The 21881-nt window shown below is 42.3% G+C and carries 24 protein-coding genes; 17 read left to right on the top strand and 7 right to left on the bottom strand.

Annotated elements, in window-relative coordinates; genetic code table 11:
* Window positions 1-189 precede the first annotated feature (189 nt).
* On the top strand, window positions 190-813 hold the full coding sequence (locus tag MHH54_RS06125; RefSeq protein WP_106029854.1) for a poly-gamma-glutamate hydrolase family protein: 624 nt from the start codon (window positions 190-192) through the stop codon (window positions 811-813).
* A 16-nt stretch (window positions 814-829) separates the two neighbouring features.
* Here the strand turns inward: MHH54_RS06125 and MHH54_RS06130 are convergent, their stop codons facing one another.
* The gene (locus MHH54_RS06130; RefSeq protein WP_050945223.1) at window positions 830-1378 is read right to left on the bottom strand and encodes an ImmA/IrrE family metallo-endopeptidase; all 549 of its coding nucleotides are present in this window, start codon (window positions 1376-1378) and stop codon (window positions 830-832) included.
* 310 nt (window positions 1379-1688) lie between these two features.
* Between MHH54_RS06130 and MHH54_RS06135 the strand changes: the two genes are divergently transcribed.
* The gene (locus MHH54_RS06135; protein ID WP_050945222.1) at window positions 1689-2588 is read left to right on the top strand and encodes an N-acetylmuramoyl-L-alanine amidase; all 900 of its coding nucleotides are present in this window, start codon (window positions 1689-1691) and stop codon (window positions 2586-2588) included.
* Window positions 2589-2808: 220 nt separating this feature from the next.
* On the opposite strand, the gene MHH54_RS06140 is transcribed toward MHH54_RS06135, so the two are convergent.
* The 5 genes from MHH54_RS06140 to MHH54_RS06160 all read right to left on the bottom strand — a co-directional run bounded on the left by MHH54_RS06140 (window position 2809) and on the right by MHH54_RS06160 (window position 6157).
* Complete coding sequence (locus tag MHH54_RS06140; RefSeq protein ID WP_080984789.1) at window positions 2809-2985, bottom strand: type II toxin-antitoxin system SpoIISB family antitoxin; 177 nt, start codon at window positions 2983-2985, stop codon at window positions 2809-2811.
* Window positions 2954-3724 carry a type II toxin-antitoxin system SpoIISA family toxin gene (locus MHH54_RS06145; RefSeq protein ID WP_003211137.1) on the bottom strand — a complete coding sequence of 257 codons (771 nt, stop codon included), beginning with the start codon at window positions 3722-3724 and terminating at the stop codon, window positions 2954-2956. Before MHH54_RS06145 ends, MHH54_RS06140 begins: the two co-directional genes overlap by 32 nt.
* A gap of 136 nt (window positions 3725-3860) precedes the next feature.
* Window positions 3861-4859, bottom strand: a complete 999-nt coding sequence (locus MHH54_RS06150; RefSeq protein ID WP_003210927.1) for an inorganic phosphate transporter — start codon at window positions 4857-4859, stop codon at window positions 3861-3863.
* A gap of 15 nt (window positions 4860-4874) precedes the next feature.
* Window positions 4875-5492 carry a DUF47 domain-containing protein gene (locus MHH54_RS06155; RefSeq protein ID WP_003212390.1) on the bottom strand — a complete coding sequence of 206 codons (618 nt, stop codon included), beginning with the start codon at window positions 5490-5492 and terminating at the stop codon, window positions 4875-4877.
* Between the two features lie 206 nt (window positions 5493-5698).
* A complete protein-coding gene (locus MHH54_RS06160) occupies window positions 5699-6157 on the bottom strand; it encodes an ASCH domain-containing protein (protein ID WP_034619982.1) in 459 nt (152 codons plus the stop codon).
* Between the two features lie 227 nt (window positions 6158-6384).
* Between MHH54_RS06160 and ggt the strand changes: the two genes are divergently transcribed.
* The 15 genes from ggt (at window position 6385) to MHH54_RS06235 (ending at window position 20389) form a co-directional block, all read left to right on the top strand.
* Window positions 6385-8136 carry a gamma-glutamyltransferase gene (gene ggt, locus MHH54_RS06165; RefSeq protein WP_106032373.1) on the top strand — a complete coding sequence of 584 codons (1752 nt, stop codon included), beginning with the start codon at window positions 6385-6387 and terminating at the stop codon, window positions 8134-8136.
* A 249-nt stretch (window positions 8137-8385) separates the two neighbouring features.
* Window positions 8386-8553, top strand: a complete 168-nt coding sequence (locus tag MHH54_RS06170; RefSeq protein ID WP_342500791.1) for a hypothetical protein — start codon at window positions 8386-8388, stop codon at window positions 8551-8553.
* Between the two features lie 247 nt (window positions 8554-8800).
* Entirely contained in the window at window positions 8801-9268 is a 468-nt protein-coding gene (locus tag MHH54_RS06175) for a PTS sugar transporter subunit IIA (RefSeq protein ID WP_342500792.1), read from the top strand.
* A gap of 53 nt (window positions 9269-9321) precedes the next feature.
* Complete coding sequence (locus MHH54_RS06180; protein WP_003210771.1) at window positions 9322-10695, top strand: PTS transporter subunit IIC; 1374 nt, start codon at window positions 9322-9324, stop codon at window positions 10693-10695.
* A 19-nt stretch (window positions 10696-10714) separates the two neighbouring features.
* On the top strand, window positions 10715-10993 hold the full coding sequence (locus tag MHH54_RS06185) for a PTS sugar transporter subunit IIB (RefSeq protein ID WP_003212259.1): 279 nt from the start codon (window positions 10715-10717) through the stop codon (window positions 10991-10993).
* A gap of 66 nt (window positions 10994-11059) precedes the next feature.
* The gene (locus MHH54_RS06190) at window positions 11060-11506 is read left to right on the top strand and encodes a hypothetical protein (RefSeq protein WP_003211419.1); all 447 of its coding nucleotides are present in this window, start codon (window positions 11060-11062) and stop codon (window positions 11504-11506) included.
* On the top strand, window positions 11503-12534 hold the full coding sequence (locus MHH54_RS06195; protein WP_342500793.1) for an alcohol dehydrogenase catalytic domain-containing protein: 1032 nt from the start codon (window positions 11503-11505) through the stop codon (window positions 12532-12534). The genes MHH54_RS06190 and MHH54_RS06195 overlap by 4 nt, the downstream gene beginning before the upstream one ends.
* Window positions 12535-12716: 182 nt before the next feature.
* The gene (gene pdhA / locus MHH54_RS06200) at window positions 12717-13700 is read left to right on the top strand and encodes a pyruvate dehydrogenase (acetyl-transferring) E1 component subunit alpha (protein WP_106032376.1); all 984 of its coding nucleotides are present in this window, start codon (window positions 12717-12719) and stop codon (window positions 13698-13700) included.
* A 31-nt stretch (window positions 13701-13731) separates the two neighbouring features.
* On the top strand, window positions 13732-14712 hold the full coding sequence (locus MHH54_RS06205; RefSeq protein ID WP_342500909.1) for an alpha-ketoacid dehydrogenase subunit beta: 981 nt from the start codon (window positions 13732-13734) through the stop codon (window positions 14710-14712).
* Window positions 14713-14729: 17 nt separating this feature from the next.
* On the top strand, window positions 14730-16052 hold the full coding sequence (locus tag MHH54_RS06210) for a dihydrolipoamide acetyltransferase family protein (RefSeq protein WP_106032377.1): 1323 nt from the start codon (window positions 14730-14732) through the stop codon (window positions 16050-16052).
* 12 nt (window positions 16053-16064) lie between these two features.
* A complete protein-coding gene (lpdA, locus tag MHH54_RS06215; RefSeq protein WP_226805073.1) occupies window positions 16065-17447 on the top strand; it encodes a dihydrolipoyl dehydrogenase in 1383 nt (460 codons plus the stop codon).
* Window positions 17448-17472: 25 nt separating this feature from the next.
* Window positions 17473-18174, top strand: coding sequence for an SDR family NAD(P)-dependent oxidoreductase (locus MHH54_RS06220; protein ID WP_213019662.1), 702 nt, complete (start codon window positions 17473-17475; stop codon window positions 18172-18174).
* On the top strand, window positions 18131-18937 hold the full coding sequence (locus tag MHH54_RS06225; protein WP_034619980.1) for an SDR family oxidoreductase: 807 nt from the start codon (window positions 18131-18133) through the stop codon (window positions 18935-18937). Before MHH54_RS06220 ends, MHH54_RS06225 begins: the two co-directional genes overlap by 44 nt.
* Before the next feature lie 93 nt (window positions 18938-19030).
* A complete protein-coding gene (locus tag MHH54_RS06230; RefSeq protein ID WP_003211594.1) occupies window positions 19031-19987 on the top strand; it encodes a sugar-binding transcriptional regulator in 957 nt (318 codons plus the stop codon).
* Window positions 19988-20050: 63 nt separating this feature from the next.
* Window positions 20051-20389 (top strand): bh protein, encoded by a 339-nt coding sequence (locus MHH54_RS06235; protein ID WP_034619978.1) that lies wholly within the window; start codon window positions 20051-20053, stop codon window positions 20387-20389.
* Here the strand turns inward: MHH54_RS06235 and MHH54_RS06240 are convergent, their stop codons facing one another.
* Complete coding sequence (locus MHH54_RS06240) at window positions 20390-21715, bottom strand: amino acid permease (protein ID WP_321999088.1); 1326 nt, start codon at window positions 21713-21715, stop codon at window positions 20390-20392. It abuts the gene before it with no gap.
* Window positions 21716-21881: the final 166 nt, after the last annotated feature.

The following is a 21881-nucleotide window of genomic DNA, read 5'->3' on the forward strand; positions in this document are numbered from 1 at the left end:
AGATTCATATAGTCCAAAAGTTCTATTCGTTTCAATTATCGGTCATTTTTTCTCAAAATTCAACAGAATGCCGTAAATGTAAGGAAAATTTAAGGAAGAATTCAAGTGGTATATTTGATTCGAAACCTCTTTACAAAAGAATGAGGGATCAGTAGACTTATGCTCATATAAAGAAATGGAGCAGATGACATGAGGCAAATTATCGATACGTATGAAAATTATGAAGAGCTCTCCGCTCATGAAAGAAAAGGGATTGATTATCAAATTCTTCACAAGCGGAAAGGTGACCAGCTGCTAGTTTTGTCTCCTCATGCTGGAGGAATTGAATCAGGCGTGAGTGAGCTTGTTCATGAAATTTCTAGTGACTATTCTATGTATTTATTTGAAGGCCTTAAAGTAAAAGGCAATCATGTTCTTCATATTACAAGTACACGCTTTGATGAGCCGCTTTGCCTTTCAGAAGTGCATACCCATCATTATACGTTTGCACTTCATGGCTACGGAGAAACAGAGGTGCTTCAAACGTTAGTGGGAGGTACAGACAGAGAAAGAGCGGCAGAAACTGTGAAGCGTTTAACGCTAAATGGCTTTCAAGCATTGCTGCTAGCCGAATCTGATCGTTTTTCTGGAACGCATCCTGATAATATCAATAACAAATGTCTGACAGGAAAAAGTGTACAACTTGAAATTAGTCAGGCGCAAAGAAGAGCATTCTTTCAAGACTTTAGGCGTCAATACCGGCGAGATACACAAACTGAACAATTTTATCGGTACACAAATGTACTCAAACAAGTATTAGCCCTTTATGAATAAACTTTTATGCGATGATTTACGTTTGATAAACTGCTTCTTTTTCAGCGACTCTTTCTGCTTTCATTAAATAAGACGTAAACTCCTGTTGAAAGCGAATACCTGCTTTTCGCTGTTCGAATAAGGCAAGCCGTTTTTCAGCAAAAGCCCAAGTGACGTGAAACGTTTGAGCAATATGCAAAATGGCTTGCTGCCGAAGGGGTGGAAGCTTCATTTTCATCAGTATAAAGGTTGGAACACAAAAGTGATACATGAATTGTTTTGCCTGAAACTCCTGCAGTTCTCGAAAGAGTTTGTTCATTTTGAAATGGTTGCCTGTATGCTTTAGCACATGACAAAGCTCGTGGGCGAAATCCTGCCACTGTTCTTCAGGTGATAGGGATCTGTTTAAGATAATACTGTAAAGACCTTGATGCTGGATCATCATGCTGCCAGTCTCCTCGTAATGGACCCACACGCGAAATTCAGAAGCGATCCTTTGCATCTCTCTATAAGCAGGACCGCTTATTTGTAATTGAGCATATAAACGCTTAATATCTTCTTCTAAATGGGTTAAAAAACCAGTCATTTGAAAACCTCCATACAAACGTATGTTCTATTTTTAGCGTAAAAGAAAAGTCCATATAGGACTAAATAGCTAAATGAGCTATTACTTACTTTTATTATCGGCTTATTTTTAACAATTTTAACATAAAATCAAGGAAAAATGGAATTAATTCCTGTTTTTTTCTGTATTTTTGCACGTTTCACGACTAAAAAGAGTGAATTGAATTCAAATTTTACCATAGTCTTCTCATGAAAACAAACAAGTATTGTCTTACGAATGCCACCGATTGATGAGAAAGATCAATTCAATTTAGCAAAAGGGAGTGCAGTACATGGTACAAATTTATCAAGATTTTATTCCAGTTGGAAACGGAAACCGCCCAGGATATGCGATGACACCGGAGTATGTAACGGTGCATAACACAGCAAACACGTCAAAGGGAGCGGATGCGAAAAGTCATGCGGCCTATGTAAAAAGCCCAACGACAGAGGTGAGCTGGCACTTTACAGTGGATGATCATGAAATCTTTCAGCATCTGCCGTTAAATGAAAATGGCTGGCATGCAGGGGATGGTCATGGGAATGGTAACCGGAAGTCGATCGGAATTGAAATTTGTGAGAATGTAGATGGGAATTTTCAGCAAGCGGTCAAACATGCACAATGGCTCATTCAAAAGCTGTTAAAAGAACATCACATTCCGCTAGCAAACGTGGTCACACATCAGTACTGGTCTGGAAAAGCATGTCCACGCCAGCTTCTATCTACTTGGGATGAATTTAAAAAAGGGATTGGAACGGCAGAAGATCCGGAGACGGTCATCACGTATGTCGTGAAAAGCGGTGATACGTTAACGAGTATTGCGAAAGCTCACGGGGTCACAGTTCAGGATTTACAGAAGTGGAATGACATTAGCGATCCGAACAAGATTCAAATTGGACAAGTTCTCAAAATTTATCGTAACGATGCAAAGAGCTTGTATGAGCTGCCAGATGGGGTTTTAAAGGTGACTTCTCCATTGACAAAGGGAGAGCATGTACGCCTCGTCCAGCAGGCGCTTGCTGCTGTTTATTTTTATCCTGATAAAGCAGCTGCAAATAAAGGAATAGACGGAGTTTACGGAGAAAAAACGGCGAACGCCGTAGCGCGTTTTCAGCTGGTAAATGGTCTGACAAGTGATGGGGTATACGGACCTAAAACGAAGGAAAAACTCCTGAAGCTGTTAAGTAAGTGAGTGTTTCTGTTTGTATGATTGGATGACTGCTTCACTTTGCTCATTTAATCGACGCATATAAGGCGACGACTTATATTCAGCAAACTGAACATATCTCAATTGTTTGATTTTCTTTTTCATTTATTGGCACCTCAATCGTTGCAGCGTATAGATTATTGTATGCAAGTCTATGTGAAAATGGAAGCAGGACGCGGATTTTGTTCCGCGTCCTTTAGTGTAATCAAGCCCTTTTATTTTTATACTCATCCAAGAGCTGTTCGTTCTTTTTAAAAATACGCTCAGTATGGGGGCTTACCTTGTAATCCGCCATACTAATATGTTGCTTTTTCTTTAAAATCTTAAAAGGGTTTTTCTTGCGATTGTTGTTATCCCCTTGAAGTGCGTGGTCCATCTTCATCACCTTCCTCTTCGTCAGGCAAGATTAGATCATAAATTGTTGTAAGTGACGTCATTAATAAATAGTCGAACTCAGTGACAATGTCATCAGAGGTGAGCTTAATGACGAAGTGATCATCTGCTACAGAAAACGGGATGAGCACCAATTTGCCGAAATCATCGTAATAGACTTCCTGCCTGTCAAGCTTCGCCTGAATAAGAGCGCGCTGGTCAAGTGTCCGCAGCAGGTCATCTTTTTGTTCCTGCGTATCGTATGGACAAAGAACCGCTTGAATATTCATTTTGTCGGCAAAAGAATAAATGAGCCGTTCAATTCCCTCTATATATGCCTCTACACTTCCATAATATACATGAATCGGTTCATTTTTCAATAGGTATTGGTACGTTTTTAGCTTATTGAGGTAAGAATGAAGTAGATCGTTATTTTGTTCTAGGAGTTGATGGGTGTCGGTTTCCAGTTCGTGATTTCCGAGTTTTTTAATATAGGAGCTGAGAAAGATGAATGCATCGGTTAATGCAAAAAAAACGGCAATAATCAAGTAGTGCATCCAATCGGTGAAGATTGAAGAAGGGTCATTTGTCCAGTACACAACAGCACCAGCTACATAAATCCAATACCACGTTTTACGAATGGCAAACATCTTTTCTTTTACTTTTTGTTCAAAGCGCCATACGGCAAATACATATACAGCAAGAGCACCTAGCAATAACCACACGGTCAATTGAAAAAATAATAGCATGTTCTTCTCTCCCATAGACAGATGGATACTTATTCATTTCTATGGATATGATTGGAAACCCTGCTTCATGAAAAAATGGCTTGCAGGAAAAGGGTGCAGACAAATAAAAAAAGACCTGTCTGACAGGTCTTTGATATTAGATAATCGCATTTAACACAAAGTATATAAGAGCCCCTAGAGTTCCCGAAATCGGTAATGTGATCACCCAAGTGACGAGCATGCGTTTTGCCGTACCCCAGTTTACTCCTTTTACTCTGTGTGCAGAACCTACACCTAGAATAGAAGATGAGATCACGTGAGTGGTACTAACAGGTAAGTGAATAAATGTCGCTCCGAAGATAATAGCTGCACCCGTTAAGTCAGCTGATACTCCGTTTACTGGACGAATTTTCATAATTTTACCGCCGACTGTTTTAATAATCTTCCAGCCGCCAATAGAAGTACCTAGTCCCATTGCAAGCGCACAAGAGAATTGTACCCAGAAAGGAATGTCGTCAGTTGTATGCAAATTACCTGCAATTAAAGCCATCGTAATAATTCCCATCGCTTTTTGCGCATCGTTTGTTCCGTGGGTATACGATTGCAGTGCAGCAGTTAAAATTTGAACACGTCGGAATTGTTTATTTGTTTTTGCGAGATTGTTGTTTCTGAATATAATTTTGATAATGGTATACACGATATATCCCAATACGAAAGCTAGGATAGGTGAAAGCAACAGTGCTTGAATGATTTTAATGAACCCCGAATAGTTTAAAGCGCCAAAACCAGCAGAGGCAATAACAGCTCCTGCAATTGATCCGATCAGTGCGTGCGAAGAACTACTCGGAATTCCGTAATACCAAGTAAGCAAGTTCCAAGTAATGGCCGCAATTAAAGCAGCCAAAATGACGACAGAACCGTTTTGAAGTGTGAAAGGATCTGCGATGTCTTTTGTAATGGACTTTGCCACACCTGTAAATGTCATTGCTCCTAAGAAGTTCATGAACGCTGCCATAATAATAGCATGTCTAGGCTTTAACGCCTTTGTTGAAACCGAAGTGGCAATGGCATTTGCTGTATCGTGGAATCCGTTGATGAAATCAAAAGCAAGTGCACAAATGACAATAAATATGGTAAGGATGAGTAATGTGTCCATGTTTAACTAACCCCGTTACGCATTCTTCATAATGATTGTTTCTAGATTGTTGGCAACACTTTGACAGGAATCAGCAATTTCTTCAAGTGTTTCGTAAATTTCTTTGTATTGAATGACCTTGATTGGATCCGTTTCTTTTCCAAACAAGTTCTTTAGTGATTTACGATAAAGATTGTCACAATTATGCTCGATCTCTTTGATTTTGATTGCGTGTGGTTGAATATCTTTTAAGCGATTTTCAGCCAGTAAATCGATTGTAATTAAAATTTCCTTTGCACATTCTCTGATGTAGTGGCTGAATTTGTCGATATGTTCGTCAGAGCTTGTCATTGAATAAATTTCCATTGTCGCTGAAAAATGCTCAATTCCATCTAAAACATCGTCGAGGCTATTCGTCAATTGAAGAATGTCTTCACGTTCAATCGGCGTAATAAAGGCTTTGTTCAGCTCTTTAATCATCGTATGAACATGATTATCACCTTTTGTCTCATATTCCTTCAATGTGTCAGAAAATTCTTTCAGAGTGGTTTGATTTGTTACTTTATAGCTAACAAAATACTCAGCAGTTTCATCTAAATTTTTAGCAATTTCCGTTAACAAGACGGAAAACTTGTCTTTTTTCCTTTTTAACATGTAAAAACCCTCCATTGTATAAATGAGACAATGCACACATCAAATAATTATATATTCTTTTGTCGAAAAAAAACAGGTGTAGTCGAAAATTTCTTCACTTTTTCTATTTGATCTTATTCTGACCTAAAGATGTGTTCTCAACACACCTTTTTCAGAAAGGAGAAAAGAAATGAAAAAAGCGGTCCATTCTTGGCGCCGCTTAAAGCTTAAGAAGCTGAATAAACTAGTTTAAATCGCTCGCAAACTAGGAGCATGTCTTCTTTAAATTCTAATCCGTACGGTTTGAGTGCTTCTGTGAAAAATGCTTGATGGGCTTTGTACCAATAGTTATAAGAAAGATCGCCTTCGCCTTCTGCTTGGGCAAATGATTCTGGAACCTCATTCATTGGCATGACATCTACATGTGTGATCTCTATGATGGCTTTTGGTTCGTCATGGCTGTCTAAAATGACCGCATATTGTCCTGCCTTTGGAAGCGGCTCCTGTTCCTTTTCGTAAAAAAGATGTCCAGAACATGTCGCTGTTTTTTTCCCTTGCAGAACAAGGTCAAGTAAATGATCTGGGTCTGCTCCAAATGCCCAAGCGGAAACAGATGCGTCAATTGGTGCGCTTTCTGATTTTTCTTTCCAATAAGTTTCCCAAAATAAGGTGCTCTGCTGATTCATCATTCTTCCCCCTTTGTGATGCGTTTATTATACCGCGAAATCAAAGACATGAAAGGATAGTGTCTTTATCCCTACTTAGTACATGTGTCATATGTTTTGAAAATCCGCTCTATATTTGGTGAATATAGGAAGATGTAATGAAAAATTTAGAAATTTTAGAATAATCTATTGTATTCTGGTCAAGAAGTCGGTATGGTCAAAGTAAGAATATGGAAGGGGTGTTGTGTATGAAACGCATTTCTCTAACTATTTTGTCCATATGTCTGTTGGTTTTCTCGTTTTTCCTGCCTGTCAGTCAGGTCACTGCAAACGAAACTCATGGGAATAAAGTAGCTGTTGGGAAGGATGGCATGGTGGCTACTGCCCATCCACTCGCATCAGAAGTGGGTGCAGATGTATTAAAGAAAGGTGGAAACGCTGTTGACGCTGCTGTTGCCATCCAGTACGCACTGAATGTGACAGAGCCAATGATGTCTGGAATTGGTGGCGGAGGATTTATGATGGTTTATGATGGGAAGACAAAAGAAACATCCATCATCAATAGTCGAGAAAGAGCACCACAAGGCGCAACACCAGACATGTTTTTAACAGATGAGGGGAAAGTCATCCCGTTCGATGAGCGATCTACACACGGTAATGCTGTTGGTGTTCCAGGGACTGTAAAAGGTCTTGAGGCGGCATTAGATAAGTGGGGAACCCGCTCGATGAAGGAATTGATTAAGCCTTCCATTGAGCTTGCAGAGGATGGATTTGAAATCGATTCTGTTCTGGCAAAAGCCATTGATGATCATCAAGGAAAATTGAAAAAAACGGCCGCAGCGCCAATCTTTCTTCCAGATGATCAGCCGCTCAAAGAAGGAGACCTCCTAGTTCAGCCAGGTCTTGCAAAAACATTTAAGCTCATTGCGAAAAAAGGAAGCAAAGCATTTTATGAAGGAAAAGTAGCAAAGGCACTTGCAAATACAGTCCAAGATTTTGGCGGTACGATGACAACTGATGACATTGGTCGTTATGAGGTCGAGACTGACAAGCCTATCTGGGGAGACTATAAAGGATACCAGCTTGCAAGTATGCCTCCACCAAGCTCAGGCGGGGTGTTTATGCTGCAAATTCTCAAAATACTTGACCACTTTAACCTATCTCAATATGACCCCAAATCATTTGAAAAATATCAGCTACTTGCTGAAACGATGCATCTCTCCTATGCTGACCGTGCTGCATATGCCGGCGACCCCGAGTTCGTAGATGTTCCACTAAAAGGACTATTAGACGATGATTACATTTCAGAAAGAGCCTCTCTTATTCAATTAGATCAAAAGAATCGTAACCCGAAAGAAGGAGATCCGTGGGCGTATGAGGATGAAAAAAATCCATCCCCTATTGTTCCGCAGCCTGAAGATAAAACCATTGGTGAGACCACACATTTTACTGTTGCCGATCAGTGGGGAAATGTTGTGTCATTCACGACAACCATTGAACAGTTATTTGGTACAGGGATTCTCGTCCCGGAATATGGCTTTTTCTTGAACAATGAACTAACAGATTTTGATGCAAGGCCAGGCGGAGCAAATGAAGTTCAGCCGAATAAACGACCATTGTCCAGTATGACACCGACCATCATTTTTAAAGATAATGAGCCTGTCATGACAGTAGGTTCACCGGGGGGAACGACCATCATTGCTTCTGTTTCACAAACCATTTTGAATTTGCTTGAATATGAGATGGAGCTTCAGGATGCAGTTGAAGAACCAAGAATTTATACAAACAGCCCAACTTCTTATCGTTATGAAGTAGGTGTCCCTCTCGATGTGAGAACAAAGCTTAATGACATGGGACATCGTTTCGGCAATTCGCCTATTGATATAGGAAATGTCCAAGCGCTACTCATTGATCGAAAAGCAGGAACCTTTACTGGGGTGGCTGACTCCTCGAGAAACGGAACTGCCGTTGGCGTCAATTTAAAGCTATCTGCCCAATAAGAACATTTCCCGGGAAAAGAAGCGCCTCTTAAGGATGGCGTTTCTTTTTTTATTTAAAATAAAAGAAACACAGCTGATCAGAGAGCGGAAGACGCTTCGCCATTTATGAAGTACAGGACTGTAATGTATTTCTCAATGATTAAGGGTCTTTTTTGCGTATGAATGACAAATTTGTTGCTGACATCAAAGAGCAAGTACAGAGTAATTAGAGAGAGGAAGTCACATTTAATAAGAAGTAGAGCAGAGTTGATGAAAGATGCAGAAAAGACCGCATCTCAGCGTGTAGACAAACCTTCGCATTCTTTGTCAGTCCTGCGTGCTGGTGCTCACGAATTGAAAATTCGCTCAGCAAAAGTAGCCGGCCTTCCTAGACTTCAAAGGTTTTCAGGTCAGGCTGAAAAGAAGACAAAGGGCTAAAATAAAGATCATTTTAGCCCTTTGTCAACAATCTGAGATGCAGAAAAGCCTGCATCTTTTTTTATAAAATTTTCCCTAGGAACATTGACTTATAATTTAGAATATTATAATATCTTTACAAAGGTAACAACATTGAACATTTTTCAGGATGAATATTTGTAAGCGCTTTATAAAAGGTTCTATTCCAAAATTTTCTTTCTTTTTGTTACATGTGTTCATATTTATACCAAATGAAAGGAGTGGTTGTTTGAACAACTTGTTTGAGTTAGATGAACAGCTGATCAAGCTGCAGTACGATGCATCTTCAAGAGAGGAGGTGACCACATATTTAGCAGAGCAATTAGAAGCGGGAGGATATATTAAGTCGAGCTTTTTACCAGCGGTGCTTGAAAGAGAAAAAACATATCCTACGGGCCTTCCACTTGCGACCTTTGGTGTAGCAATTCCACATACAGATCCAGAGCATGTGAATAAACCAGCGATTAGTGTAGCCACTTTAAAGGAACCTGTTATCTTTCACAAGATGGGAAGCCCTGATGAAACTGTGCTAGCCAAAATTGTGTTCGTCCTAGCAATCTCTGAACCTAGTAAGCAACTTGTGATGTTAGAGAAGCTCATGACACTTTTTAGAAAAGAAGAGGTGATGACGAAGCTGTCTGATATGACGTCGTATGACGAAGCGGTTGATGTGCTTCAGAAAGAATTAAATCAATAGACTTTCACAAAACAATGTAAGCGCTTTATCTGAAAAATCCAGGAGGTGGATGTATGATCAAGCAAGCTGTCGATTTTATATTAGACCTTGGACCAACTATTATGCTCCCGATTATTATGACGCTTTTCGGTATGATTTTAAGGCAAGGCTTTAAGAAATCCTTCCGAGCCGGTATTACGATCGGAATTGGTTTTGTCGGTGTCAACCTTGTTATTAATTTGCTTGTGAGTGGCCTTGGGCCAGCAGCAAAAGCCATGGTTAATTCCCTCGGGCTAAAGCTCGATATTTTGGATGTTGGTTGGCCGATTGGAGCTGCTATATCCTTTGGTACACCTGTTGCCCCTTTGATGATTCCTCTTGTGCTTTTGTTAAATGTCATCTTATTGTCCGTTAACTTTACGAAAACACTGAATGTGGATATTTGGAACTTCTGGCATTTGATTTTCGCAGCCTCTGTGACTTACTACGCTTATCATAATATGTTCTTGGCACTTGCTGTTGGGTTGATCGTCTCTGCTATTACGCTTAAATTAGCCGATTGGACGGCACCAACAATCGAACACCATTTTGGATTGAAAGGCGTATCGATGGCTCATGCTGAAACGGTCAACTTCGCGCCTCTTATGTATGCGTCCAACCGTATCATTGACAAGATCCCTGGCTTAAACAAAATTCATGCTGATCCAGAAACATTGAAGAAACGTTTTGGTATTTTTGGCGAACCGCTTGTGATGGGTCTCATACTTGGTATCATTATTGGTCTTTTAGGTGGCTATGATGCGAAAGGAGTCATGACGCTTGGTATCCAAATGGCAGCAGTTCTTGTGCTCATGCCAAGAATGGTTGCGTTATTAATGGAAGGTCTTATTCCAATCTCTGAGGGCGCTCGTTCTTATATTCAAAAGCGCTTCCCTGGGAAAAATGTCTATATTGGGTTAGATACAGCAATTGTAATTGGTCATCCGGCGAATATGGCGGTAGCCCTTCTTATGGTGCCGATTACGATTCTACTTGCAGTCGTTCTCCCTTACAATGGCATGCTGCCGTTTGCTGACTTATCAGTTCTACCATTTACAGTTGTATGGGCAGTAGCAGCCGCTCGTGGAAACATTATTCGTGGTCTTATTAACAGTATTTTTACATTAATGATTGTCTTCTTTATCGCAACGAATCTTGCACCACTTGCGACAACAATGGGAAAAGCAGTCGGGTTTGACTTCCCAGAAGGAGCCAATATGATTTCAGGTATTGACCTTGGTTCCCACGTCATTCCTTGGATCATGGTGAGACTTCTTGATCCGAGCAACCCGTACTTTATTGCAGCCATCATCTGTGCTCTGGCTTATGCGCTTCTATGGTACTGGGTGCGAAATGATATTAGAAAGCAGTATGCGAAAGAAATGGGCTTAGATCAGAAAGATCAATAAAAGAGCTGGAGGGATTCTTATGGCAAAGAAAATATTGGTTTCATGCGGAACAGCGGTTGCAACATCAACGGTTGTTGCCAAAAAGGTTGAAGAGACGTTAAAGGAAAAAGGATACGATGTTGTGGTGGAGCAGTGCAAGGCATCAGAAGTCCCGCAAAAAGCGGAGGGCGCCGATTTAATCGTGACGACCACACCAGTGAGTGATACGAAAGGAACGCCTGTCATTCAAACATTATCTTTTTTAACCGGATTTGGCATAGAAGATGATATTGAAAAAATCATCGATCATATTAAGTAAACAATCATCCCATGGAGGAGCTTTGCTTTCCCGGCTCCTTCTATGTATCTGAAAGGAGGACGTCTCATGCAGCATCATGCTTATAGCCGAACGTCTGCAGTGTTGTCTATTTTTCTTCCAGCCGTACTCATCTGTCTGTTTTTCCTTTGGTCTCTTTATACGTTAATGTCAGCAGGACCTGAACCGTTAGCTGTGTTAGGCGTTTATACGCTGCCTATTCTCATGCTTTCTAGCATCACTGGGCTAAACCAGCCGACAAACGTCATCATTAGTGAAGATAAACTCAAAATCGGAGCGTTTGGCAGATGGCACACATATGCGGTCTCTGATATTAAAGGAAAGCTTTTTATCAAGCCATACCCTCATATCGGAAAAGTCTATGTCAGGGTGGGCCCATCTCGCATATTCGGAGGACGTTACTGGATATCCAGTGAGATGAGTGAGTACAAGCAGCTTGTGCAAACGTTGCAGGATTTTGCGAAAGGTGATGAAAAGGAGGATGCAGCTACATGAAATCAGCTGTCTTTTATTCTTCAGAGGACATTCGGTGTGAGGAGCGGAACCGGCCTGCGATTGGTGATGATGAAGTGCTATTAAGAATGCGTGCCTGCGGCTTATGCGGCACAGATATTTACAAAGCAACACATGAGACGGTACCTCCTGGAACGGTACTAGGGCACGAAATCGCAGGAGATGTTGTTGAAACCGGAAAAAATGTGACAAATATAAAAACGGGAGACAGGGTTTATGTTGCGCACCATGTACCTTGCTTCACCTGTGACTTTTGTCAAAAGGGATTTTATACAATGTGTCCGCAGTTTGCAGCCACTAATGTAGAGCCAGGCGGGTTTTCAGAGTATATCCGCGTCCCTGCATTACATGTCAAGCACACAATGGGCAAGCTCCCGAATGATGTCTCATATGAGCAAGGGGCGATGGTGGAGCCAGTCGCCTGCTGCCTGCACGGGTTTGAACGAGCACCTGTTCATCCAGGAGATTCTGTACTGATTCTTGGAGCGGGGCAAATTGGCTGCATTCAACTACAGCTTGCCAAACATTACTTAGCTGGGAAAGTGATGATAACGGATGTGAATGAGAACCGGCTGCTGCAAGCGAGAAATTTAGGTGCAGACGTCGCTTTTCATCCAGCCTCTGAGCCGGTGGAAGACCGGGTCATGAGAGAAACAAATGGAAAGGGAGCAGACCTCGTCATTATTTCTGTTGGGAGTAGTGCGCTTTTAAAAGAAGCATTTCAATCGGTAGCGAGAGGCGGAACGATTTTAGTGTTTGCTCATTTTCCAAAGGGAGACGTCTCCATTCCGGCTGATCGATTTTTCCATGATGAAGTGAAAGTAGTAGGAGCCTATTCCTCACATCCTTATCACTACCTCGAAGCCCTTGAACTTTTAAGAGCAAAAGTGGTCAACACAGAAAAGATGGTGACGCATCGTTATCCGTTAAGTCAGCTCCTTCAGGCGATAGAATGCGCAAGGCACCCTGAAGGTGAGAGTGTCAAAATCATGATGTACCCAGATGAATGAGAACCTAGGAGATTGGAAGAGAAAGAGAAGTTCTTTAGAAAAGGGCTTTGCCTTTCTCTTTTTTTCTGATAAAAGATGAAAACGCTTAAAAATGAAAGAGAAATGCTTGACTTCAAAGATACTTAAACGTATGATTATTACAAATGTAACATATAAGAACAAATGTAAAGGGGAGAGAAGAAATGCAAAAACAAATCACTTTGCCTGAACAGATTAGTCATGAGAGATTAGCAGATTTATATAAACAAATGTGGTTAGTGAGATATTTTGATGAAAAGGTCGATCAATTCTTTGCCAAAGGACTTATCCATGGAACCACTCATTTATGTGTCGGACAGGAAGCGTCAGCTGTTGGATCAATTGCCGTATTAAAGGACGAAGATAAGATCGTCAGCACGCACCGTGGACATGGTCACTGTATTGCAAAAGGTGCAGAGGTCAATAAGATGATGGCAGAACTATTCGGACGTGAGACTGGCTATTGCAAAGGAAAAGGCGGCTCGATGCATATCGCTGATTTAGAAAAAGGGAACCTTGGCGCAAATGGAATCGTTGGCGGCGGTATCCCGCTGGCAACAGGTGCAGCGCTCACATCTAAAATGAAACAGGAAGGCTATGTCGTTCTTTGTTTCTTCGGAGATGGAGCGACAAATGAAGGCAGCTTTCACGAAGCGCTAAATCTTGCATCCATTTGGGATCTGCCTGTTGTATTCATTTGTGAAAACAATCAGTACGGCATGTCTGGCCCTGTAAAAGAAATGATCAACATTGAAGACATTTCAACAAGAGCAGAAAGCTACGGAATACCTGGGAAATCGATTGATGGAAATGACATGGTCGAGATTATGAACTCAGTAGATGAAGCAGTCAGCCGCGCAAGAGCTGGAGAAGGTCCATCACTTATTGAAATGAAAACGTATCGCTGGAAGGGTCATTCTAAGAGTGATGCGAAAAAATACCGTACACGTGAAGAAGAAACAGAGTGGAGACAAAAAGACGGAATCAAGCGCTTTAAGTCTCTCTTGATTGAACTGAATGTTTTGACAGAAGAGCAGGCAGAGGCCTTGCAGGAAGAAGCGAAGCAGGAAATTGAAGCGTCTGTAGAATTCGCTAAAAACAGTAAAGAACCGTCAATCGATACACTATTAGAGGATGTATACGCCTAATTAGGAGGGGAATCACGTGACAAAAACAACAGTGAGAGAGATTTCATATTTAGAAGCCGTTCGAGAGGCTATGAGTCAGGAAATGAGAGAGAACCAAGATGTATTCATTTTAGGTGAGGATATCGGCGAATATGGCGGTGCTTTTGGGGTCACGCGCGGCATGATTGAAGAGTTCGGTCCGGAGCGCGTACGCAATACACCAATCTCTGAGGCTGCCATCGCAGGAGGTGCAGTCGGAGCGGCTTTGACAGGTATGCGTCCGATTTTAGAGCTTCAATTCTCTGACTTTATTACAATCGCAATGGATCAGCTTGTAAACCAAGCAGCCAAAACACGATACATGTTTGGCGGAAAAGGAAAAGTACCACTCGTTGTGAGAACACCAGCAGGATCAGGAACGGGTGCCGCAGCGCAGCATTCACAAAGCTTAGAAGCGTGGATGGCTCATATTCCGGGATTAAAGGTAGTTCAGCCTTCAACAGCTTATGATGCCAAAGGACTTTTAAAAGCAGCAATGGATGATGACAACCCTGTCATTTTCTACGAGCACAAGCTTTTATATAAAACAATCGGCGAAGTGCCTGAAGAGCCTTATTCGATTCCTTTAGGGAAAGCTGATGTGAAAAGAAGCGGGAAAGACGTCACAATTGTAGCAACAGCGATTATGGTACACAAAGCATTAGAAGCGGCGAAGGAACTAGAAGCAGAGGGAATCGATGTTGAAATCATTGACCCAAGAACACTTGTCCCATTAGATGAAGAAACCATTATCGAATCTGTGAAGAAAACAGGTAAATGTATCGTGGTTCATGAGGCTGTCAAACGAGGCGGCTACGGTGGAGAGATTGCAAGTATGATAGCGGAAAGTGAAGCGTTTGACTATTTAGATGCGCCGATTAAACGACTTGGCGGCCTTGCAGTCCCAATACCATACAACCCGACGCTGGAAAAAGCGGTCATTCCACAAGTGCCAGATATTATTGAAGCAGCAAAAGAGCTTGTACGCTCTTAAATAAAGGGGAGAAGATCATGCCAAAAGAGATATTTATGCCGAAGCTAAGCAGTACGATGGAGATCGGAACCTTGCTTCAATGGTTGAAAGAAGAAGGAGATTCGGTTGAAATCGGTGAGCCTCTTTTTGAAATTATGACAGACAAGATTAACATCGAGGTGGAAGCCTATGATGACGGCATTTTTCTAAAGAAATACTACGAAGCTGATGATCAAATTCCAGTCAATGCTGTTATTGGATATATCGGAGAGGCAAATGAACAGGTGCCGAGCGAGCCGCCAGCACAGGCAGATGAGGATTCCTCAGAAAGCAGCGAATCGTCTTCACCAGACTCGTCTTCATCCAGTTCTACTGAAGCCCCAAAAACATCTGGTGAAAAAGTACGTGCCACGCCCGCAGCGAGAAAAACGGCAAAGGATCATCATGTGGCGATTCAAGAGGTATCTGGTACAGGGCCAAAAGGCAGAGTCCAAAAGCGGGACGTCGAGGCAGTCGTTCATTCTAGTGAGAAAGACCAGCGCGTCTCACCGCTTGCAGAAAAAGTCGCTGCTCGTGAAGGAATTGATTTAGCAGCAGTTTCTGGATCTGGCGCTCACGGTAAGATCATGAAGAGTGACGTACAAGCAGCAACGCAAACAAAAGAGGCTTCGCCTGTGAAAACACAAAAATTAGCTGGCATGAGAAAAGTGATTGCTGATCGCATGTCACAAAGTGCCTTTACAGCACCGCACGTCACATTAACAAGTGAAATTGATATGACGAAAGCGAAAGAAGTGCGTCAGCAGTTACTTCCGGCGATTGAAAAAGAGACAGGCTACCGGCTGTCGTTCACAGAAATCATCATTCATGCGGTCAGCCATGTACTCACGCGCCACCCGCAGATCAATATGACATTTGAACAAAATGAGCTCCATTTCCATGAAGATGTACACATTGGTCTCGCTGTTGCAGTGAAAGACGGCTTGATGGTACCAGTCATTTCTCATGCGAATCAAAAAGGATTAAAACAACTAACAAAAGAAGCGAAAGAAATTGGCCGAAACGCACGTGATCAAAAACTACTTCCTGACCAGCTGAAAGGATCCACTTTTACGATTAGTAACTTAGGCATGTATGCCATTGATACCTTTACCCCGATCATTAATCAGCCAGAAGTGGCGATTTTAGGTGTAGGACGGATTCAAGATAAACCTGTTGCAGTAGATGGAGAAATTCAGGTGCGGCCAATGATGGGTGTCAGTTTATCGTTTGATCACCGAGTAGTAGATGGCGCACCAGCGGCTGCCTTTTTAACAGACCTTAAAAAAGTGCTTGAACAACCATTTGAATTGCTAATGTAGGAGATGAATCGGATGACGAAAACGTATGATCTGACAGTCATTGGAGGAGGGCCTGGCGGGTATACTGCCGCCCTTCAAGCGGCTGAGCGCGGACGGAAGGTTGCTTTGATTGAGGAGGATTTTCTAGGCGGTACTTGTTTAAATCGAGGCTGTATCCCTTCAAAGACCTTGCTGAAACATGCAGAAGTCATTGAATCAATCGAGAAGGCGAAAAGCTGGGGAATCGAAACAGGTGACATGATTCTTTCTTTCGATAAAATGAGAAAGCGCAAAGATGACGTCATTGAAAAGCTCAGAGGTGGAATCGCTTTTTTATTAAAGCAAGGAAAGATTGATGTATATAACGGCAGAGGCACAGCGGTGACAAAGCATCGGATTGAGATTGAAAAACAAGATGGATCAGAATCGATTGAAACGAAAGAGTTAATCATTGCTACTGGATCTACACCAGCTATTCCGCCAATACCGGTGCTTAAAGATATTTCATTTGATACAAGTGATACAATCTTTGACATCCCAGATATTCCTGCTTCTGTCGTCATTATTGGCGGAGGTGTCATTGGTCTTGAGCTTGCTTGTATTTTCCAAAGTCTTCAATCAAAAGTCACCATTATTGAAGCGGCACCGTCCATAATTCCACAAGAGGATGAAGAAGCATCTAAGCTGCTAGAAAGAGAACTCAAGAAAAAGGGCATCCATATCGCGAAGAAAACCACTGTGACAGAGGTGACGGAAAGCGAAGGAGTCAAAGCGGTTCATGCAACAGATGATAAAGGGGAGACGCACATCTTTACAGCGGAAAGACTGCTTGTCTGCGTTGGAAGAAGACCGAATGTATCAGCTGTAAACCAGCTTGATCTTCAGCATGATGGTCCGTTTATCAAGGTGAATGATCGGATGCAGACAAGTGCTGAAGGTGTATACGCAGTTGGGGATGTCGCCGGCGGTTATCAGCTGGCTCATGCGGCGATGGCAGAGGCTGCTGTTGCGGTCAGCAATATTTGCGGCGTGCCTGAAAAAATGAATGCTGATATTATGCCTAGATGTATTTATACATTACCAGAGGTGGCAAGTGTTGGTCTTACGGAGAAAGAGGCAAAAGCTAAAGGGCTCAGCGTACAAACTGAACGATTTGATTTAGCGGCAAGCGGTAAAGCGTTAGCGGCAGGTGTTCAAACAGGCTTTATTAAATTGGTGTACGATACAGCATATGGTGAAGTGATCGGTGCAACGATGGTTGGTCCGCATGTCACAGAAATGATTTCAGAAGCTTCTTCCTTTATGTATTTAGAAGGAACAGCAGAAGAGATGGCGAAAATGATTCATCCGCATCCGACCATCTCAGAAGGTTTTTATGAAGCAGCTCTTGATATCGTGAGTAAGCTGAGAAAATAAATGCTAAACAAGGGATAGGGAGGAGATGCATGTGCACGTCCAGCTTCATCAGAAAGCGGCACTTGTGACAGGTAGCACAGATGGATTTGGAGAAGCCATCTGCCTGGCTTTAGCCCAGGCAGGTGCACATGTTTTTTTACACACATTTCATGATGAATCAAAGGCTAGAACCATTTGTGAAGACATTCAAAAAATGGGTGGTCAGGCGAGTATCATCATGAATCCGCTTGAAACGCCTCGTGATGCCACGCGTATGCTGAGACAAGTGATCGATACGTGCGGAAAACTGGATATTTTGGTCAATCAAGCAGCACAAGGAACGGAAGCGGAGCTTGACGCCGCACACCCTAATGAGTGGATGGACGAAGTGGAAACCGCTGTGAATACTGTCTTTCTTTCCAGTCAAGCTGCCGTATGGCACATGGTTGACCAGAAAAAAGGCTGCATTATTAATATATCGTCATCAGGCAGTATCACAGGTGATGGCGGGATTTCACATGCGACATCGAATTCTATGCTGAATGCCATGACAAAAGGGCTGGCGCGAGAATTTAAAGACAAAGGGATTCGGGTGCTCGCTTTATTGCCGCCGCCTCTCCATTTGATTCCTAATGCAGAGCAAATCAAGGAGTCTGTGGCCCATATGACGGTCTTTTTAAGTACATCATATGGCGCATTTACTGATGGTGCAGCGATTATGCTTGACGGGGGTGAGAGTGCTGGCTAATGATCAAAAAACAGTTCTCATCGTTGGCGGTGCCCAAGGGATTGGAAAGGAAATTGCCGAGCGTTTTTTAAAAGAAGGTCACAGAGTGGCTGTGTCCGATATAGATGAACAAGGACTTTCGCTTTTAAAAAAACAGCACTCTGAGCTGCTGACATTTCAAGCTGACGTTTCATCGTGGGAAAGTGTTCAGCAGATGGTCTCAGCAGCTGAAAGGGAGCTAGGCGGCATTGCTCATCTTGTGTATTCAGCAGGGATGACAAAATCACTTCCTTTTTTAGAAGTCGATTTTTCACTTTGGAAAAAGACACTGGCTGTGAACTTGTATGGTCTTTACTATTGCATCAAAGCGTCAGCACCTTATATATGTGAGCGGCAAGAAGGAAGCATTGTCGTGATTGGATCAGGATCTGCTATAACTGGCTCAGGCGGTGGAATTCAGTATTACGCCTCAAAAGCAGGTGCTTTTGGCCTGATGCGCTCGCTTGTAAAGGAATTAGGGGCACACCATGTGCGTATCAATGTGATTGCACCCCGCGTGATTGAATCTCAAATGCTTGATACGCTCTATCCTACTGAGGTGGAGAAAAGGCAGCTACAATCGCTCATTCCTGTCGGGAGATTAGGAAGACCAGACGATATCGCAGGACTCACTTTATTTCTTACAAGTGACGAGGGAAGCTATTTACACGGACAAATTATTCTGTTAGACGGCGGGAGAACGTATCAGCCAAAATATACGGAGGGAAAAAGAGCGGAGAGGTAATCGCTCTTTTTGTCATTTTCATAACAATTGTGCCAATTAGAAACGAATGTTTGGTATACTGGGAATCATAGTATATTAAAAGGATGATGTCACATGCTGAATTGGGAAGAAAGACGACAGCTCGTCAAAGTTGCTCATCTTTATTATACAGACGGGTGGACGCAGCAGGAAATCGCAAAAAAGCTCAATGTCTCAAGACCAGTCATTTCAAAGCTCTTACAAAAAGCAAAAGATGTGGGAATTGTTGAGGTGTACATTAAAGACGAAAGTATTCATACGGTGGAACTGGAAAAGCAGCTAGAAACAACTTTTCAATTAACAGATGCTGTCGTTGTCCCAAGCGTCGGGACAATGTCTGAGATGGTGAAACGGGCAGTCGGTCAAGCAGGCGCCTATTATTTATCTAAAAACATGAAAGACGCGGAGAAAATCGGTATTTCATGGGGAACTACACTAGCTGCGCTTGTAAAGGAATACCCGTTCGAGCGAAGAAACGATGTGAAGGTCATTCCATTAGAGGGCGGAATGGGCAGGCAGGCAGTCGACATTCATGCCAATCAGCTGGCATATGAGCTGGCAAAGAAAATGAATGGCACGTGTTCCTATTTATATGCCCCGGCGATTTTAGAAACAGAAGAATTAAAAGAGCGGCTCATGGCAATGCAGGATATAGAAGCTGTGCTTGAAGAAGGTAAAAATGTAGATATTGCCCTCATCGGTATTGGCAACCCGCATAAAGGTTCAACGTTAAAAACAGTTGGTTACTTAAAAGAAGAAGATTTATCTGGTTTAAGGCAATCAGGGGCTGTTGGTGATATTGGCTTTCGTTTCTTTGACGGTCAAGGCAAACCTGTCCAAGATGAACTGAACCAAAAGGTCATTGGTTTATCACTGGAGCAGTTAAAGAGCGTCAAAACGGTCATCGCTGTTGTAGAAGGAACCCATAAGGCTGAAAGTATTTTAGGGGCTTTAAATGGCGGCTTTATTCAAGTACTGGTGACAGACGAACTAACGGCCGCAGCCATTTTAAAGGAAGCTTCCGTCCAATAAACGGCTAATACCCATCGAATTGTATAAAAAGAGCAACATCAAACGAGAAAGGAGCTGTGTATCTTGAAGAAAACCGAAATGGAAGCGAACCTACATTGTACTCGGTGCCAAGAAGAGACCCTCCACAGCATCGTTTATGTGAATGATCAGATGAAAAGCGTTGAGTGTACAGAGTGTCATCAGAAGATCAGTGTGAAAGTCGACATCATGAAGGAATTTTACAAAGAAGTATACGAAAAAATTGCGACAAAGCCAAAGCGGATGACGCAGGAATATAAGGCGAATTTGAATGGATTTATCTCAAGACTCCCAATCCGCGTGCTTAGTAAGCCATACCGGCTCATGAGATATTTAAACGAATCATACAAAGTGATTAAGCAATATAAAAAAAAGCAGAGCTGATTAGCGCTCTGCTTTTTTGTGTGTTTTTTTCATATAATAATAAATAGGCAGTCCAGCAATCCCGATCAGCATAGAGATGAGACAGCTTTTCCAGTCGGTGATCATGGTGCTGATTAAGACGAATAAAGAACCGATAATCGCAACGATTGGTGTGAGCGGATAAAGTGGTACGCTATAAGCACGCTCGATTCCTTTGTTTTGTTTTCTCAGTTTAAAGACTGCGAAAAAGGCCATGACATAAAAGATGTAGATCATGAAGATCGAAACCTCTGACAGCTTTTCTGGATTGCTGACGACCATAAACACAATGGCGATCAAAATTTGTACAAATACAGCAATCCACGGTGTTTTAAATGTAGGGTGAATACGTGAAATCGCGTTTGCGAAAGGAATTTGCTTTCGCTCTGCCATCGCGAAAATCACACGTGGGAATGAAAGAACCTTTCCGTTCAAACAGCCAAAGATACTAATGATGATGCCGATACTAATGACCTTACCGCCGATTGGTCCAAAGAGCATTGTCGCAGCAGTACTTGTCGCATTTTCTCCAAGCTGTACGATTTGATCTGCTGGTAACACGTGCAAAAGAGCGACATTAATAAAGAGATAGCAAGCCGTGACGATTAAAATCCCGCCTGCCATTGCACGAGGAAGCAGCTTCTCTGGGTTTTTCATCTCACCGCCAAGTGCTGCAAGCAATATCCAGCCGTCATAGGCAAACAACGTAGCCAAGATCGCTGCACCGAAGTTCATTTGAGCGATGCTATCGTTGACAGCCATAAAAACATTTTCGTTTCCTTTCCATAAGCCAAACACAATAATAGCGGCAATCGGGACAAGCTTTCCGATGGTGGTCAGCCCTTGAACAAAACCGCCGTATTTTGTTCCCATGATGTTAATGAAACATAAAAATAAAACAGTGATAATGCCAATTGTTGTCGACCATAAAGAAGATAGAGAAAATAAATTAGCTAACAATGAACCAAAATAAAGACCGAGCGCACCGATGATGGCAGGTCCGTAAATGATAATCTGCACCCAGCCGCATAAATAGCCCCAAAACTCACCATACACTTCTTCAAGGTAGGCATACAATCCGCCAGTCCGAGGGATTTGTGTACCAATTTCAGCAACAGTGAGTCCGCCTGCAAGGGTTAAAATGCCGCCTAGCAGCCAAGCGAATAATGCGATATCTGAGCTTCCTGAATAGGAAAGGACGTTGCCTGGCTTCATAAAGACGCCGGACCCGATAATAGTCCCGATGACAAGAGATAGGGCGAAAAATAAGCCGATGTCCTGTTTTAACGCTGGTTGTTCTTTGTTCATTACTCGCGACCTCCTGCATCACTTTCGTACGTTACTGTGACATGTATTTCGTTCATTGTAATACGATTTTAGGAAAACAAGAATTAAAAAAATTTTCTGATTTTCGTATTTGTATTTAAAAGTGTTCGTTTATTGGAGATATCAGGGTGAATGTTTCGTTAAAAAC

This window comes from Bacillus sp. FSL K6-4563, assembly GCF_038630405.1.
Lineage (GTDB): Bacteria > Bacillota > Bacilli > Bacillales > Bacillaceae > Bacillus > Bacillus pumilus.

Coding starts and splice junctions, on each gene's coding strand:
- ggt (WP_106032373.1), top strand. CDS start 6,385: ATGAAACGCATTTCTCTAACTATTTTGTCCATATGTCTGTTGGTTTTC.
- MHH54_RS06145 (WP_003211137.1), bottom strand. CDS start 3,724: ATGCTATTATTTTTTCAATTGACCGTGTGGTTATTGCTAGGTGCTCTT.
- MHH54_RS06140 (WP_080984789.1), bottom strand. CDS start 2,985: ATGAAGATGGACCACGCACTTCAAGGGGATAACAACAATCGCAAGAAA.
- MHH54_RS06230 (WP_003211594.1), top strand. CDS start 19,031: ATGCTGAATTGGGAAGAAAGACGACAGCTCGTCAAAGTTGCTCATCTT.
- MHH54_RS06195 (WP_342500793.1), top strand. CDS start 11,503: ATGAAATCAGCTGTCTTTTATTCTTCAGAGGACATTCGGTGTGAGGAG.
- lpdA (WP_226805073.1), top strand. CDS start 16,065: ATGACGAAAACGTATGATCTGACAGTCATTGGAGGAGGGCCTGGCGGG.
- MHH54_RS06240 (WP_321999088.1), bottom strand. CDS start 21,715: ATGAACAAAGAACAACCAGCGTTAAAACAGGACATCGGCTTATTTTTC.
- MHH54_RS06135 (WP_050945222.1), top strand. CDS start 1,689: ATGGTACAAATTTATCAAGATTTTATTCCAGTTGGAAACGGAAACCGC.
- MHH54_RS06210 (WP_106032377.1), top strand. CDS start 14,730: ATGCCAAAAGAGATATTTATGCCGAAGCTAAGCAGTACGATGGAGATC.
- MHH54_RS06185 (WP_003212259.1), top strand. CDS start 10,715: ATGGCAAAGAAAATATTGGTTTCATGCGGAACAGCGGTTGCAACATCA.
- MHH54_RS06150 (WP_003210927.1), bottom strand. CDS start 4,859: ATGGACACATTACTCATCCTTACCATATTTATTGTCATTTGTGCACTT.
- MHH54_RS06125 (WP_106029854.1), top strand. CDS start 190: ATGAGGCAAATTATCGATACGTATGAAAATTATGAAGAGCTCTCCGCT.
- MHH54_RS06170 (WP_342500791.1), top strand. CDS start 8,386: ATGAAAGATGCAGAAAAGACCGCATCTCAGCGTGTAGACAAACCTTCG.
- MHH54_RS06180 (WP_003210771.1), top strand. CDS start 9,322: ATGATCAAGCAAGCTGTCGATTTTATATTAGACCTTGGACCAACTATT.
- MHH54_RS06160 (WP_034619982.1), bottom strand. CDS start 6,157: ATGAATCAGCAGAGCACCTTATTTTGGGAAACTTATTGGAAAGAAAAA.
- MHH54_RS06155 (WP_003212390.1), bottom strand. CDS start 5,492: ATGTTAAAAAGGAAAAAAGACAAGTTTTCCGTCTTGTTAACGGAAATT.
- pdhA (WP_106032376.1), top strand. CDS start 12,717: ATGCAAAAACAAATCACTTTGCCTGAACAGATTAGTCATGAGAGATTA.
- MHH54_RS06225 (WP_034619980.1), top strand. CDS start 18,131: ATGGTGCAGCGATTATGCTTGACGGGGGTGAGAGTGCTGGCTAATGAT.
- MHH54_RS06190 (WP_003211419.1), top strand. CDS start 11,060: ATGCAGCATCATGCTTATAGCCGAACGTCTGCAGTGTTGTCTATTTTT.
- MHH54_RS06130 (WP_050945223.1), bottom strand. CDS start 1,378: ATGACTGGTTTTTTAACCCATTTAGAAGAAGATATTAAGCGTTTATAT.
- MHH54_RS06220 (WP_213019662.1), top strand. CDS start 17,473: ATGCATGTGCACGTCCAGCTTCATCAGAAAGCGGCACTTGTGACAGGT.